A 15,388-nucleotide genomic window follows, 5' to 3' on the forward strand; every position below is an offset into this window, starting at 1 on the left:
TGGCTAAGTAATTTCGCGTTCAGATGTTTTAAGGTGCACGCATGATAAATGAAATGAAAAATTGGTGGAACTCAGTGCCAAAAGCCCAGAAAACCGGTCTGATTGTGTTAGCGGCATTTGTTGCGGCAGTTCTTATCATGAGCTTTGGAGTGATTATTGGCTCATCTCTGGGCAAGGTGCTCTAAAGTTGTTGCCTTTGAAAAAGATACATTTAAGCAGCTATGGCAAAACGGGCTGTCAATATCGTTATTCGTTCCGGTACGTGTGTCATCAATCGGGCCGTGTAGCTATAACAAGGCCAGACACGGCGTCGTTGTGGGAATGAAACTAGTCCGTAGCATCCTGAACTTCCTCTGGGACCTGCTCTACTTCTGCTCGGGAGAAGGGACTTGGAGGTTGCGTGCACACGAGATAATTGTACTTGAGGGGACGCTTGCGAGCCTGCCAAACGACTCTCAGAACTTGCTGCGAGCCAAACTGAACCAGGTCATATTCGTCCAAAGATCCCATAAGCAAATCAGCTTGCCGCGATTCTACTCAAGCCCCTATGTTCCCGACCAGAGTTCAGTTGTGAGTGGAGACCTCTCGAATGGGCTTCTCAGCGTTCAACTCGACGTCGAGGGCCAGAAGCAAAGCGCTCACGTTGAATTCTTCCAAGGTCGGGTATGGAGCGTTCAGTTCAAGAATCCGTCGAAGTTCTATGCCGGAAAGGTCGTGAACGTTCTTGGTGTCAAAGCTGGTAATCCACGCTTTATGCACGCTGCAGCCATAGATCGGGCCGAACATGGGCCCTGAATGGAAGCGTTATGTGCCAAGGAGAGTTCAGTTGAAAACTCTAGCCATACTATTTTCTCTTATTAGTTTCCAATCTATAGCCTGTAGCTGTATGGGGTATGATATTCAGGAAGCCTTCGATGAATATCCTGTTGTTTTTGTGGGAACATTTGAAACTATTGAAACCATCAAACTCAAAGAAGAAGGCTGGTTTAGTTATTCAACAATGAAGGCTGTCACCTTGGTTGTCGAACATAGTTTCAAAGGTATGACAGCTGAAAGAGTAAAGATCACAACCAGAATGGATTCAGCAGCATGTGGCTTTCCATTTGTAGAACAAGTCAAATATGCTGTATTCGCTTTTCCTGATGAAAATGGGCTTCATGTAGGTTCATGTGGACCAACAATCCATATGGAGAAACGTGAGGAGTACTATGAAGATGATCGCTTAAATGTGACTAATTTTTTATCCAATCAAATTAGCACATAACAATCCGCGTCATTCTGGGTCTATGGTCTTTACGACGCTTACAAGTTAGCGCGCTTGCGCGGGAAGTTAGGGTTCTTCTGGAGAAGTGATGACAGCCAGTGAGTTCAGCATTATTTTTGTTTGGTTACTCGCTTTGCCTTCGGCCCTTGGGTTTGGAGGGCTTGCTTTGGTATATCGTCGGTTTCGTAGCAAGCGTACAAACTACGCTCTCGCCTGCGCTATACTGGTGCCCCTGTCAGGCCTGATTGCGTTTGCAATTGTTGCCTATTGTCCCGACTCGATCGGAAGATATATTGGCATAAAAGATACCCCTATTATGTGGGCACCATTTGCATTTATTTCCGTAGCCACAGCATTCCCGTTTGTTGCGTTTTGGCTCATGCGAACCAGTGCCAAATGAGCTCTAACAATGTGCCAATGCACTGTGCCGCAAGTGGCGATGGGACGCTCGCAAACTACACTGCGTTAGCGCTCCATGATGCCTTTCCCCACATTAATTTTTAAATAAAGATATAACTCATTAAAAAGGAAAGTAATGAAAAAAATAACTGTAAGTTTAATAGCTGTGCTGATGTGCATTATTCACTTAAGCGTTTTTGCTTCATCGAATGTCGGAAAAATTGAAGAAACTACTGTAAATAGCCAGATCTTGGGTGAGAAACGTCAGTTGATAGTGTACCTGCCTGCGGGCTATGCAGAGTCGAAACAAAAGTTTCCTGTTTTATATATTACAGACGGCGATATACAGGGAGGACATACCGCAGGAACTGTAGATTATTTATCAAAGTTTGATCTGGCACCGGGCATGATAGTGGTGGGTATAGTCAATCCAGGAAATAAACGAAATGAGGAACTGACCTTAGCTAAAAAAAATAATGGGCAGTCTGAAGGTCTGGCCGGGGCTGATCGTTTTCTTAGTTATATTGAAGAAGAGGTTATCCCATTCATTAAAAGCCGCTATCGCACTTTAGATTACCAGGCATTATCAGGTGCATCTCATGGCGGTCAATTTGCAATAAATGCATTAATTAAGCGCCCCAATTTGTTCGATGGCGTCATTGCTATCAGCCCATCATTGTATTGGAATGACAATCAAGTTATTGATTTAGCTGAAGAGGCTATGAAAAAGCAGGCTCTTCATGGACGTTTATTCATTTCTATAGCTAATGAAGAGCCAACTATGACCGACGCCTTTCAAAAACTGGTTGAGCTGACAAAAAAATACCCAAGTTCAAAGCTTAGTGTGTCATCAAAAACCTTTAGTGATGAAAGTCATAATTCAACAACGTTGCTTGGACAATATCATGGCTTAAAGCACTTATTTCCAAATTGGGTGATACCTGACGCACCGCAAACATTAGCTGACTTACAGGCCATTTTTAGTGCTCGATCTAAGTTAATTGGTACAACTATGCTGATCCCAGAAGACAGAGCTAATGGGTATGGGCAGTGGCTGCAGTATTTAAACCGTCAAGATGATGCCTTAGAACTCTTTACATGGAATAGAACAACTTATCCTCAATCTTTAAACGCTCACATCGCTTTAATAAAGGCCTGCTTACATTTTAATTTAACGGATGCTGCTAAATCAGCACTTGAAGACGCGATAAAGTCGACCAATGGGCTTAGCTCTGAACAAAAAGGGCAGCTCGAAAATTTATTTGGTACATTAAAAACAGCTAACAAGCGGTTCTAGCTGACTGCAAATCGCTGCGCTTTTCGTCGCAGTTTAACGGGAGTATAGAGTGAGCTACCTTCTAATCGTTGAAACCAATATGACTAACCCGTCGTGGGTACATGATTATCTTAATAATGTAACGCCACTGGTGAGCCAGTTTGGTGGCAACTATTTAACCAGATCTTCAGCTATTGAATTACTGGAAGGTGAAAACAAACCTCAATTTAGCTTAGTGGCGCAATTCTCAAGCAAAGAAGATGCGCTAAGCTTCTACCATTCAGAGGAATATAAGCCTTTTAAGCAAGCCCGGCAGTCTGGTTCGGTAAGCAAGTTTTTATTGGTACCAGTAGAGAATGCTACCGCATGACACGCGCTTTAAATATTGAGCCCTCTGGGGGCTCGACCCGCCACAAGTGGCCCGCATTTGTGGCGGGCTTTAGTTATTCAGGAGAAAACAATGGATGTTATTGATATAAAAGCTTTTGTTCCAAGCGAAGACTACGAGGTTTCAAAGTCATTCTATTCTGAGATCGGATTTGAACCAGAGTATGTTTCTGAGGACTTAACGCTTTTTCAAAACCGAGACTGTGTTTTCTTCCTACAACGCTTTTTCAATGCAGATTTGGCCACTAATTTTATGCTTCAGGTTTGTGTGTCAGATATAGAATCAGCATACAGTCTTTGCTCGCAATCAAAGCACAAAACAAAAATAACTCCAATTCAGCAAGAGTCTTGGGGGAAAGTGTTTTATCTGTGGGGGCCTGTGGGGGAACTGTTGCACATTACAGAGTTGGTCAGCTAACAAAAGGCATCACTCGCTGCTTTTGGTTACAGGGATAGCAATAGGCCACAAGATTGTATTGATTAAATTCGCTCAAACGAGCCGTTCAAGCTTGGGTTTGCCAAGGGTTTAGGTTTGCCAGCAGACCTAATGGTCCAATAACAGCTCCTAATTTCATTGATTCAGTTTGGCCCAGACTTTCGGGGTGGTACCAAAACACTGCTTAAAATGTCGGGTCAGATGGCTTTGATCGGCAAAGCCACTGCTAATAGCGACGTGCACTAATGGCAAGCCACGTTCAATCAAAGCTTTGGCTTTTTGTAGTCGCTTTAGTGTGACGTAACGGTAAGGCGTTGTGCCGTAAAGGGATCTAAAATCGCGAGTCACTTGCCACTTACTGTAGTTTGAAATAGTGGCCAGTTCATCCAGGGTGATGTCGATGGGCATACAGGAATCAACCGTCATTACATCGTCAATATATTCACGGACTCGTTTTATCGCCTGGTAGTTTGCTTTGGTGTGTTGAATGCTGTTGCACGTTACCTGCTGTAAACAACTGGCAAAAGCAAAAATAAGATCTTGCTGTTCCAGTGTCTCCAGCGGACGATTGAATTCAGCTAACAGCCTTGTGGCTATGTGGATAAAGTGGGGGTGTTTGGTGACGCCACCTTGCAAGAAGGGCAGGCTGACGCCTTGCAACACATTTTGTACGTCAACAGGGTTGATGCTGATTGCCCGATAAGCAAAAGGACTATCTGTTCCTGCCTGGCCGTCGTGGGTTTCGTCGGGGTGCAATATCACCACCTCGCCGGGTAGGGAGTGACGTAGTTCACCATGATAATTAAAGCTTTGCACGCCAGCTGTTGTTAACGCCAAAGTGTAGGTGTCATGGCTATGCGGCGCATAAGCAAGCCCGCTAAAACAAGCTTCGATGCGTTCCGTCTCGCCAGCCGCTCTTTTTACCCAACTCTTTACCAAGCACTGGCTGTTACCCATCCTTGCGGTACTCCTGAATTTACCCACATCGAACCATGCCAAAGTTATTTAAGTACTTGATGTACTTTTGAGCTTTCTGCATGAAATCGCAATATCGTTCAATAACACAGGTGCTTACCGCGCTACTATAGCCCAGAACTGTCAGTGGGTTATATGGTTCCTGACTAAAAATTGTATAGGTTTCATAAAATTACCTTCGGTTTATCGCAGCGACAGGTCATCAAAACTAAAAATCAGGCCATAACTAAATTTTGAGGAAAATAAAATACTATGAACGGAATCAAAAAGTTTTTGCTTTGGACTCTGGCGATCATCACGCTGGTCGCGCTCTCCGCCATTGTGGCTGGTTTTTCATTTCGGGCCGGGCTAGGTTCACCCACGGAGCCTTTCGAGGCAAAAGCTGTGTATGCGCCCAATGGCGTGGTTGCAACCAGCCAGCCCTTGGCCAGTCAGGCAGGTCTTACTGTGCTGAAAAATGGCGGAAATGCGGTTGATGCTGCGGTCACAGCGGCGGCAGTTTTAAGTGTAGTTGAACCCTATATGACCGGCATTGGTGGCGATATGTTCGCCATGCTTTGGCTGGAAAAAGAGCAGCGGCTGATCGGTATTAATGGCAGCGGACATGCAGGCGCATTGATGACCTTTGAAAAGATGGCCGATCGTCGTCGTGTGCCAGATGACGGCCCGGAGTCTATTACTCTGCCTGGCGCATTATCGGGCTGGGCAAAACTCTTAGAAGCACATGGCACTATAACGTTGGCAGAAGCACTTGCACCTGCTATTGCACTGGCAGAAAAAGGCTTTCTTATCTCTGAAACTACGGCTACTGAATGGGGACTGTTTGAAAGCAAGATCAATTGGGACAAGGGTGCAAGAGCCACTTTTTTAATGGATGGAGCCAGAACACCAAAAGCCGGTGAATGGTTTACTAATCCTGATTATGCCAAAACCCTGAAGCAGATTGCTGCACAAGGCCCCGCAGTGCTGTACGGTGGCGAATTGGGTCAAAAGATTGCGACAAGAGTGCAGGAGTTAGGCGGTTTTTTAACGCAAGACGACTTTGCAAACTATAGTGCAGACTGGGTAGAACCTATGTCTGTTTCGTTTAAAGAGTACCAATTGTGGGAGTTGCCACCCAATGGTCAAGGCATTGCCGCCTTAGAGATGCTGAAAATACTGGAACCCTTTGATTTAGCGGGTATGAAGCACAATTCTGCAGACTATCTACATCATTTAATTGAAGCGAAAAAACTGGCTTATGCTGATCTGGAATACTTTGTCGGCGATCCTGAATTTATGCAAATCACGCCGGAACAACTATTGTCAGATCAGGTGATTGCCAAACGCAGGGCGCAAATTAATGCGGCTAAAGCCATGGCTAGTGCAGATCCCGAACCTTCACTAACAACCAGCGAAACCACTTATTTAAGCGTTGCAGATAGCCAAGGCAATATGGTGTCTTTTATTAATAGCTTAGCTGCATCTTTTGGTTCAGGAGTTGTGGTGCCAGGCACAGGCTTTGCGTTACAAAACCGCGGAGTAGGGCTGTCAGTACAGCCGAACAGAGCCAATACAGTAGCGCCAGGCAGACGCCCGTTTCATACCATTATTCCGGGTTTTGTCACTAAGGCAAATGCAGAAGGTAAACAACAACCCTGGTTAAGCTATGGCATTGTGGGTGGGCCGCAGCAGCCGCAAGCTCATGTGCAAGTGCTGCTGAACATGGTGCTGTTTGATATGAATGTGCAACAAGCCATCGACGCGCCAAGGTTCCGGCACTGGGAAGAAAACAGCGTGAGTTTTGAGCAAGGGATCCCCCAAAGTACGGTAGATGAATTATTTTCAATGGGGCATGCACCACAAAATCCAATTATGGCTACAGCGCAAAGCGTTTTTCTTGGCAATAGCAGAGGCTTAATATTCGGTGGTGGGCAGGCAGTGATGAAATTAGACAAAGGTTATGTGGCGGGATCTGATTCCAGGCGAGACGGCGTAGCTGCGGCTCACTAAATAAGGTTATGTTTACCGCTAAATTAAAAAAGCTAGCGGGGGCGCTTCGATAGCTCCGGTTTTAACATCCTGTTTTCTTTGGCAAAACGGCTGGGGGACTGGCCTGTATAGCGGCTGAAGGCTGTGCTGAATGCGCTGGCAGACTGATAACCTATGCGGTCTGCCACTTCTGTTAAGCCAATGTCCAGTCGTCTTAATAAATCTTTGGCTATGGCCATTCTCCAGTGAAACAGGTATTCCATAGGTAACAAACCCAAGGTTTGAGCAAAACGTTCAAAAAATGCAGTGCGTGATAAAGCCGAGAGCTGTGCCATGGCCGCAACTGTCCATGAACGGGCTGGGTCGCGGTGAATAGCCCGAAGCGCTGTGGCTATTCGTTCATCAGCAAGGCCTCGTAATAAACCAGGCGGCGCCTGGTCTGTTGCTGTTGAGCGTAAAGCTTCAATCAATAACACTTCCACTAAGCGGTTTAAAACTAAATCCTGACCAGCTAACGGGTTTAAACACTCATCATTAATCAAATTCACCAGCACAGGCAGTCTTTTGCTTTGTCGCAGATGCACTATGCCCGGCATTAAGGACACCAGCAAACCAGCATCTGGTGAGTTGAACTCAAAGTACCCCCCCAATAAACGCACATCAGCAGGCCCTTCAGTTCGGCCGTGACGAAGTTCTCCTGTCACTAAAGCAGCAGCTTTGGAGTCAATCAGTTGTGGTGTGATTTTATCAAAGCTCGACATGGTAAAACCCGGTGTGGCTGGTAGCAAAATAAAGTCGCCTGCCGCCAAAGTAACAGGGGGTTGGTTGTCTACAGCCAGTAAACAACTACCCTCCAGCACGGCACAAAAACTTGGATGGCCAAAGTCAGAATAACGTACAGCCCAGGCACCAGCGCCACTGATGCCTTTTGAAAATACAGTACGGGGTTGCAGCAAGCTGATCACTTCAGTCAGCGGATCCATAATGTTTGAACTCCATGTAATGAAATGCGGACTATCGATTATAGATAGTACAGCCAGTCTTCGCTACTTTAATCACAGCGAAACTAACTTATGGAGATGCTATGAAAACTGTACTGATCACGGGTTGTTCATCGGGCTATGGCCGGGAAACTGCGTTGTATTTTTTGGCAAAAGGCTGGAAGGTTGTAGCAACAATGCGAACACCAAAAGCTGATCATTTTCCTCAGTCGGACAACTTGCGAGTTTTAGCTTTGGATGTGACTCAGGCCGAAAGTATCAAGGCTGCGCTTGATCAGGCTGGCCCTGTCGATGTATTGGTGAATAATGCCGGCATAGGGCTTTTTGGTGCTTGTGAAGCAACACCAATGGCTACTGTGCGCGAAATGTTTGAAACCAATACCTTGGGTATGATTGCGATGACTCAGGCGGTGATCCCGCAATTTCGGGCACAAAAATCTGGCCTTATTATCAATCTGACGTCAAGCGCCGTATTAATGCCGATGCCACTGGTGGCTGTGTACACCGCCAGTAAAAGCGCTATTGAAGGCTTTAGCTCGTCTTTAGCTTTAGAGTTAAAGCCTTTTAATATTGGCGTTAAATTGGTTCAACCAGGTTATGGCCCAACCACCAGTTTTACCAGCAACGGGGCTGCTCGTATGCAAGGGCTAATACCTCCGGTTTATGCCGACTATGCCCAGAGCGTATTTAAGGCTTTTACTGTGGTGCAGCAATTTACCAAAGAGTTGGATGTCGCAGAAGCAGTGTGGAATGCAGCCACTGATCAAAGTGGCCAACTGCGTTTTCCTGCAGGTGCCGATGCCGTCGCTTTATCTTTGTTGTAAGCAGGCCGTTTTAAAGTCACAGCTATCAGTTGTAGTGCTGTGACTTTTTTTTGTTCGGCTATCTTGGTTTTATGGCAAAGTAACCACTGAGTTTTAAACCCTATTTAAGTGAGGAATAGCAGCGTTATGACAGCCGATTTATCTCCTGAATTGCTACCTGAAAATCACTTTGCTGCCATGCTGTTTGATATGGACGGCACCATTTTAAATTCAATTGCTGCAGCAGAAAACGTCTGGGCCAAGTGGGCCAAATCTCATGGCATTGATATTAAAACTTTTTTGCCCACTATTCATGGTAGAAGAGCTATAGACACTATCGCCAGTTTAAATCTGCCCGGAGTGGATGCTGCTACAGAAGCTGCTTACATTACTCAAGCAGAGATAGCAGAAGTAGAAGGTATTCAGGAAATATCGGGCGCAGCTGCATTTTTAAAGCAAATTCCGGTATCGAGATGGGCTGTGGTCACTTCAGCTCCGTTGCAACTGGCCTTAACCCGACTGAAAGCGGCTGGCTTGCCGATCCCACAAGTACTGATCAGTGCTGAAGATGTAGAGCAGGGTAAACCACAACCTGATTGTTATTTACTGGCGGCAAAACGGCTTGGCGTCAACTGCGCCGATTGTCTGATTTTTGAAGACGCTGAAATAGGTATAAAAGCAGCACTGGCTTCAGGCGCTACTTTGGTGGTGGTGACGGCAACTCACACAACCCATAGTCCGGCTGGGGCAGCACAGCAGATTGCGCTGAGAGATTATATTCAGTATGGAGATATGCTGCTGAGTAAGCTGAAACAGCGCTAGTTAGTTGAGTAGCTAAAATGCTTACCAGCAAATAGCTGAAAAACACCCGGCATGGAGCCGGGTGTGTTATCTATCAAACAGGACTAACTCTGTTAGTTGAAACTATATCTCATACCCAAGGTATAACGTGGGCCGTATTGACGGGCGAACAGGAACTGTTCTTCGTAGCGGCCGTAACCCTCTTCAGTTTCGTTATTCAGGTTTATGCCTTCCAGAAAAACTTTTAGTTGATCAGTGATGGCATAATTCAGGTTGATGTCCCATTGAGCATAAGCTCTCGCATACTGAGGTGGTGCATCGGATGAGCCCTGCGACTGTCCTACGCCAATCAGGTAGGCGTCTCGCCAAGCGTACGTCACTTTAACTGACCAGTCTTCTTTTTCATAAAACATCTGGAAGTTGGCTGAATCACTGATACCCACCAATGGCGCCTGTTGAGTCAAACTTTGAGTATCAAACTCTACATCACCCTGCACAAAAGTAGCGTTAACACCTACACCAAAACCAGAACCGCCAAACAAATGCTGTACGGCCAGTTCAACACCATCCACTGATTTACTGTCGGTATTTTGTGGCTGACTAATATTCCATACAATTAATGGATCCTGCGCATTGGGTTCTATTTTACCTTCAGCATTGCCGTGACCATTGGCCAGCATTTGCTCAAATATGGCGGTGCTGGTGGCTTGCTCTCCTCTGGCTTCAATATCAGCAACGGCTTCAAGGTAGCGAGGGCCGTTCAGAATATCGTGCAAACCTTCAATGGTTGTTTCAGTAATAGTATTTTGAATAAAGTTATCCACGTCTTTTTTGAAGTAACCTATAGAGGCGTAACTAGCCTCACCATAGTAGTACTCCAAAGACAGATCGAGGTTCGTGGATTCATAGGGCAATAAGCCTGTATTCCCCAGAGCCCCTGTGCGTGAGCCAGGTTTTGGGCTACCACTTAAACTGCGGCCTCCAACCAATAAACCTAAAGGTGCACGGGTAATGGTTTTACCCCAGGATAAACGGCCGACCCAGTCTTCGGCCAAGTCGACTTTTAAGTCAAACATCGGCAACAGTAAATCGTATTTCCCGGTGAAATCGAGAGTTTGTTCAGCACCGTCTTGTTGGTATTGTGTGATCCACTCGGAAGGACTTTCCCAATTTACTTGTAATGGCACAGTTTGACGAACTATGTTAGGTACTTCGGTTTCTTCGTAACGTAGCCCGGCGTTTAGCTGCACAGCATAACTAGCCACATCGAACTCCCATTGCGATTGCAGATAGGCGCTCTTGGTTTCTTCAGCAACATGGCTTGTGCTGTCTATACCGTCAAAATAGGCATCTGGCACATAGACATCGCCACCCATCACGGCTTCGGTCAGGAAAGCTTGTTGTCTGGCTACTGCCTCATCAAAATCATAGCTGTAGTAGTAGTGTGGCTGTAATGCGCTGCCGCCACTGCTGAACTGATCTAAAAAGTTCGCTGTTGAGTGGCGGGTAAACATACTGTCCGGGAAAATTTGTGGATAAGCCGGATTAAAACCTGCACCACCCCTTAACCCGCTCCATGCTGTATAGCCACTCATGGTTTGTTCTGTCATTGCTGCGCCGAACTTAATATGACTCAATGGGATCTTAAAGCTGGAATTAAACCAGGTGCCGTCTAACTGCAGTTGTTGGATCTCTGATTCTCCCGGTGAATGGGTAAACTGGCTGAAGTTGGAGTCAATTTCCCCCGGGGTTAATTCATTTGTACCATTGCGCCATAAGATCATCGCTTGCGGTATATCGCCGGTGCGGTAATCATAAATTTTGGATAGTAACTGGTCTGAACCTAAGATCACTTGGCCAGCACTGCCCAAACCTTTGTCTGCACCATTGTCTGTTTTGTTGTTCGAGTCGTGATAATCCAGCTTAAAATGCCAGTCATCGTTGAGTTTCCAGTCCAGATTCAAACCAACAGACTGAGCTTTAACTTCAGTGGTATTTCTGTCTGCAGTAAAGGATCCGTCATTACCGCCAATATCGGCATAGAGCGCAGTACCATTTTCATCCAGCTCGTAGGCATTGATATTGCCGCCAAATTCGTTCCAGATCCCCCAGCCAATAGCGTTTGTGCCTGTTAAAGCACGTGAAGCTGTGTAATCCAGAGTGGCAACAAAATCATCCACGGGTTCGTATTGCAGCGTAAACTGGCCATTGCTGCGTTCACGCTGCACATTTTCAATACCGTAGTTCATATCTTTGGGGAAAAAGTAATTACCAATTTTATTGCCATCGGCATCTTCAGCCCGGGCGTCTACCACTTTACTGGCATCCAGAGTGGGCAGCGCAACGTTGGCCTGCCAGCCCTGAATATTGGCTTGTTGCTTCTGAAAATCACGTTCCTGATGCGAAAAAGAGAAGGCTACACCAAGACGGTCTTCAGCAAAGGTATTGCTGTACACTGCTGCTAATTCTGGTGTTACATCATCGCCTTCGACATTGGAGCTGTCGTGTATAGCTTTGGCTGATACAGAGTACCGCTGGCCTGGTTCGGTCAAAGGTCTGGTCGTGGCAATATTTACTATTGCCCCTAAACCACCGCTTGGTAGATCTGCCCTGGAGGTTTTATAGAGCTCTAAAGCACTGACTCCTTCAGACGACAAATTTTCCAGATTGTAAGAACGGGTATAGCCTGTGCCAGGCATCTGACGGCCGTTTAAGGTGATCAGATTAAATTCCGGGCCAAAACCACGCACCGTAATCTGGCTGCCTTCACCGTTAGCACGACTGACGGATACGCCGGTGATACGTTGCAGAGATTCTGCCAGGTTGGTATCAGGAAACTTACCCATTTCTTCGGCTGAAATAGCGTCCACAACGCCATTGGCATCACGTTTCATATCCATGGAGCGGATCAGACTGCCGCGTATGCCTTTTACCTGGATCACTTCTACTTTTTCTTCTGCTTTTTCATCATTTTGCTGGGCTATCGCCTGGGGTAAAGATCCGGCGGATAAAATGACAGAAATACAGACCGCAAGATGACTTTTGTTTGAGTTTAACCTTTTCATGTTGAACCTATTCATTCAAATACTGTTGTTTCAACAGGGAACCTGCCAGGTCTCCTGCTATTCGCTGTTTGCATTGGCGCTTTGCTGTGTTATGGGTTGGTAATCACCACGTTATCCAACCGATACACAGCGCCTTCGCCCGAACCCCAGGCAGGAAAAACCATCAGCACGTCGATAGCACTGACATCAAGGCCTTGATCAAATAAGCTTTGCAGCGGGAAAGTGTATGTTTGCCATTGGCCTGGCACAGGAACTGCTCCTTCCTGACTGGCTGACAGATCCAGTTCTACTGCGGAGGAAGCATCACCGGCTTCAATCTTGAATAGCCAGGCTGCAGCAGCATTGTTTGGTGGGCTGACGACTTTCATTTCAAAACGCACAACACCAGTGGCCAGCAGGGCTGATGCGTCGTAATACACATCATCATCCGCCAGCAGGCCCATCACTGTTGGCGCAGCACCTATGACAAACTGAGCTGTGTTACCGTGGCTGGCATCATCTACTTCTACTGTTGGGGTAGTACCACCGCAGCAATCCCAAATAGACCATTGTTCTGCAGCTGCATCGGCAAAAAGAGTTAAGCCATTGGCTGTTGGTGCATCGCCATCAGGATGAAATATTTTAGCGTTATCAACACGATAGACAGCTCCCTCGCCAGTGCCCCAAGCAGGGAAAATCATCAGTACATCAATGGCACTCAGATCCAGGCCTGCAGCTGCCAAATCTGACAACAGAAAACTGTAAGTTTGCCACTGTCCTGTGACGGGAGATTGAGCCTCAACGCTGGCGCTCAAATCCAGTTCTACAGCTTCAGCGCTATTGTTCGACTCGACTTTAAATTTCCAGCTTGCATCCGGGCTGGATGGGGCACTGACCACTTTCATTTCAAACTGAATTAAACCGCCATCGATCAGGGCTGTTGCATCAAAAGGAGTATCAGCGCCACCATTGGCGGCACGAGTAATAAATCCCATGACGGTTGGGGTGGCACCTATGCTGAACTGAGCCACCATACCATGGGTTGCATCGTCCATTTCTTCGGTTGGTGTCGAGCCCGCACAGCAATCCCACATAGGCCAGTCCGGGTTAACTCCATCTTCAAACAACACCAACTTGGGCAGGCTTTGATTAGGCTGAGCTATTTTAACGTTATCGATACGGTACACTGCACCTTGTCCTGTATCCCAGGCAGGGAAAATCATCAGGACATCAATAGCAGCCACATCAAGTCCGGCATCGGCCAGCGCCTGCAATGGAAAACTGTAACTTTGCCATTGCCCTGTCACCGGGGCTACACCATCTGAACCCTGGGTTAAATCTATTTCAACAGCAGTCGATCCTTCCGAACTTTCTACTTTAAATTTCCAGACAGAAGCTGCGTTAGCCGGTGCTGAAACCACCTGCATATCAAAACTGATACTGCCGGAAGCAATAATAGGAGAGGCGTCAAAAGGAGTAGGTTTTCCTTCAGGATCGGTAATAAAAGCCTCGCGGCTGACGAAGCCGTTGACTGTTGGAGTTGCACCTACGCTGAACTCGTACACATCACCTCGCTGTGCATCTGCAGTCAATGCCGGAGTACTACCACCACAACAATCCCAGGCTGGCCAGTTTGGATTTGGAGTACCGTCGAAAATAGTCAGATTCTGTGGAATACCCGAAGAAGGCGGCGATGGGATAGGGGCTTTGCCTTCGACTAAGCCATCACTAAGATCATCGTAACCTGGGCGAATGGTTTCGCAGCCTTTGCCTGTTGCGGGATTAGATGCACATTCATAGACCCGCACATAGTCAATCAGAAAGCTTTGACCATTTTCAAAAGCTGTAGCGTCTATACCACCATTGTTGACGTTCTCCGGCCAATTGCCACCTACAGCTAGGTTCATAATCATATAAAATTTCTGATCAAAAGGTGTCTTGTCCCAGTGAGTTTCTAATTCGCCACTGCTCTGATCAAAGTATTCGCTAAACCAGCCGCGATGTCTCAGGCCAACAGCTTCACCTTTGGCGTTATAGCGCACATCGGATTGACGCTGAGTTGCATAAAGGTAGCCATCTACGTACCAACGGATTTCTCCTTCTTGCCATTCCAAGGCATAAACATGAAAATCGTCAGCCGGGTTTGCGCCGCCGGGCAATGCGTAGGCTTTGCCTGAGTTGGAGTTATTTGGCCATTCTTTGCCATAGTGCAATGTGCCGTGAACATTAGATTCTGTTACCCCTTCAGCATTGGTTACTTTCAGGTTCACCGCTTCCATAATGTCGATTTCACCAGACTTGGGCCAGCCGCCATAGACTGAGTCTGTTGGCATCATCCAGAATGCTGGCCAACTGCCTTGACCTGAAGGTAATTTGGCACGCATTTCAAAACGGCCATACTTGAAATCTGCTTTGTTTTTGCTGACAAGACGGGCTGAAGTATAAGGTTTTTCAGCGCTGGCTTCGGCAGGCAAAGCCACTATGTTCAGCATGCCATTTGCAATAAATGAGTTGTCGGCGCTGTCGGTGTAACATTGTTTCTCGTTATTGCCACCGCCGGTACAATTCACCTCATGGCTCCACTTTGTGGCGTCTATGCCGGAACTACTAAATTCGTCGTTCCAAACCATGACCCAGTCACTGACAGGCTGAATTGGATCAACCTTGCCAAAATCTGATTTTGTTTCTGCTCCACCGCCACATCCGTGCAGGCTGGTCAGTGTGACGCCCGCGCAGAGGATGGCGATGCTTGTCGCTATCTTTCTCATCTGTAATGCCCTGTCAATTGGAAGATTGTTTTTTGATCAGTGCAGCTGATCATTTATGGTTATGAAAGCGCTACCTGAAAGCGCTTTCAAGAGCGTATTAGGAGAGTGAATAAATATCAACCATCAGGTTAATAAATTTCACTTATTGGATTTAAGTTGCTGTTAAATAATGGATTTTTTATTTTATAAAATGCAGCATGATTAAAGTGTGAGCACTTTAGCTGAGTGGATATGAACTTAAATGATTAAGTTTTTAATGAAAT

At 46.4% G+C, this 15,388-nt stretch carries 13 protein-coding genes; 9 read left to right on the forward strand and 4 right to left on the reverse strand.

Annotation, left to right across the window (positions count from 1 at the left end):
* Positions 1-41 precede the first annotated feature (41 nt).
* The 6 genes from LSG37_RS14385 to LSG37_RS14410 all read left to right on the forward strand — a co-directional run bounded on the left by LSG37_RS14385 (position 42) and on the right by LSG37_RS14410 (position 3,744).
* Positions 42-185 carry a hypothetical protein gene (locus LSG37_RS14385; protein ID WP_233080543.1) on the forward strand — a complete coding sequence of 48 codons (144 nt, stop codon included), beginning with the start codon at positions 42-44 and terminating at the stop codon, positions 183-185.
* Positions 186-826: 641 nt separating this feature from the next.
* Positions 827-1,264, forward strand: coding sequence for a hypothetical protein (locus LSG37_RS14390; protein ID WP_233080544.1), 438 nt, complete (start codon positions 827-829; stop codon positions 1,262-1,264).
* 88 nt (positions 1,265-1,352) lie between these two features.
* The gene (locus LSG37_RS14395) at positions 1,353-1,664 is read left to right on the forward strand and encodes a hypothetical protein (RefSeq protein ID WP_233080545.1); all 312 of its coding nucleotides are present in this window, start codon (positions 1,353-1,355) and stop codon (positions 1,662-1,664) included.
* 135 nt (positions 1,665-1,799) lie between these two features.
* On the forward strand, positions 1,800-2,960 hold the full coding sequence (locus LSG37_RS14400) for an alpha/beta hydrolase (protein WP_233080546.1): 1,161 nt from the start codon (positions 1,800-1,802) through the stop codon (positions 2,958-2,960).
* Between the two features lie 49 nt (positions 2,961-3,009).
* Positions 3,010-3,309 carry a DUF1330 domain-containing protein gene (locus LSG37_RS14405; protein ID WP_233080547.1) on the forward strand — a complete coding sequence of 100 codons (300 nt, stop codon included), beginning with the start codon at positions 3,010-3,012 and terminating at the stop codon, positions 3,307-3,309.
* Between the two features lie 90 nt (positions 3,310-3,399).
* Positions 3,400-3,744 (forward strand): VOC family protein, encoded by a 345-nt coding sequence (locus LSG37_RS14410; protein WP_233080548.1) that lies wholly within the window; start codon positions 3,400-3,402, stop codon positions 3,742-3,744.
* Positions 3,745-3,897: 153 nt separating this feature from the next.
* Here LSG37_RS14410 and LSG37_RS14415 read toward each other — a convergent pair whose 3' ends face one another.
* Complete coding sequence (locus LSG37_RS14415; protein WP_233080549.1) at positions 3,898-4,719, reverse strand: helix-turn-helix domain-containing protein; 822 nt, start codon at positions 4,717-4,719, stop codon at positions 3,898-3,900.
* A gap of 270 nt (positions 4,720-4,989) precedes the next feature.
* Here LSG37_RS14415 and ggt point away from each other — a divergent pair, with 270 nt between their 5' ends.
* Positions 4,990-6,729, forward strand: coding sequence for a gamma-glutamyltransferase (gene ggt, locus LSG37_RS14420; protein WP_233080550.1), 1,740 nt, complete (start codon positions 4,990-4,992; stop codon positions 6,727-6,729).
* Positions 6,730-6,761: 32 nt separating this feature from the next.
* On the opposite strand, the gene LSG37_RS14425 is transcribed toward ggt, so the two are convergent.
* Complete coding sequence (locus LSG37_RS14425; protein ID WP_233080551.1) at positions 6,762-7,691, reverse strand: AraC family transcriptional regulator; 930 nt, start codon at positions 7,689-7,691, stop codon at positions 6,762-6,764.
* Positions 7,692-7,792: 101 nt separating this feature from the next.
* On the opposite strand from LSG37_RS14425, the gene LSG37_RS14430 reads away from it, so the two are divergent.
* Together LSG37_RS14430 and LSG37_RS14435 are read left to right on the forward strand one after the other, a co-directional pair.
* On the forward strand, positions 7,793-8,533 hold the full coding sequence (locus LSG37_RS14430; protein WP_233080552.1) for an SDR family oxidoreductase: 741 nt from the start codon (positions 7,793-7,795) through the stop codon (positions 8,531-8,533).
* Between the two features lie 126 nt (positions 8,534-8,659).
* Complete coding sequence (locus tag LSG37_RS14435) at positions 8,660-9,334, forward strand: HAD-IA family hydrolase (RefSeq protein WP_233080553.1); 675 nt, start codon at positions 8,660-8,662, stop codon at positions 9,332-9,334.
* Between the two features lie 92 nt (positions 9,335-9,426).
* Here the strand turns inward: LSG37_RS14435 and LSG37_RS14440 are convergent, their stop codons facing one another.
* Both LSG37_RS14440 and LSG37_RS14445 read right to left on the reverse strand, forming a co-directional pair.
* A complete protein-coding gene (locus tag LSG37_RS14440) occupies positions 9,427-12,378 on the reverse strand; it encodes a TonB-dependent receptor (protein ID WP_233080554.1) in 2,952 nt (983 codons plus the stop codon).
* An 89-nt stretch (positions 12,379-12,467) separates the two neighbouring features.
* Complete coding sequence (locus LSG37_RS14445) at positions 12,468-15,125, reverse strand: glycoside hydrolase family 16 protein (RefSeq protein WP_233080555.1); 2,658 nt, start codon at positions 15,123-15,125, stop codon at positions 12,468-12,470.
* Positions 15,126-15,388: the final 263 nt, after the last annotated feature.

The organism is Rheinheimera soli, assembly GCF_021290985.1.
Taxonomy (GTDB): domain Bacteria; phylum Pseudomonadota; class Gammaproteobacteria; order Enterobacterales; family Alteromonadaceae; genus Pararheinheimera; species Pararheinheimera soli.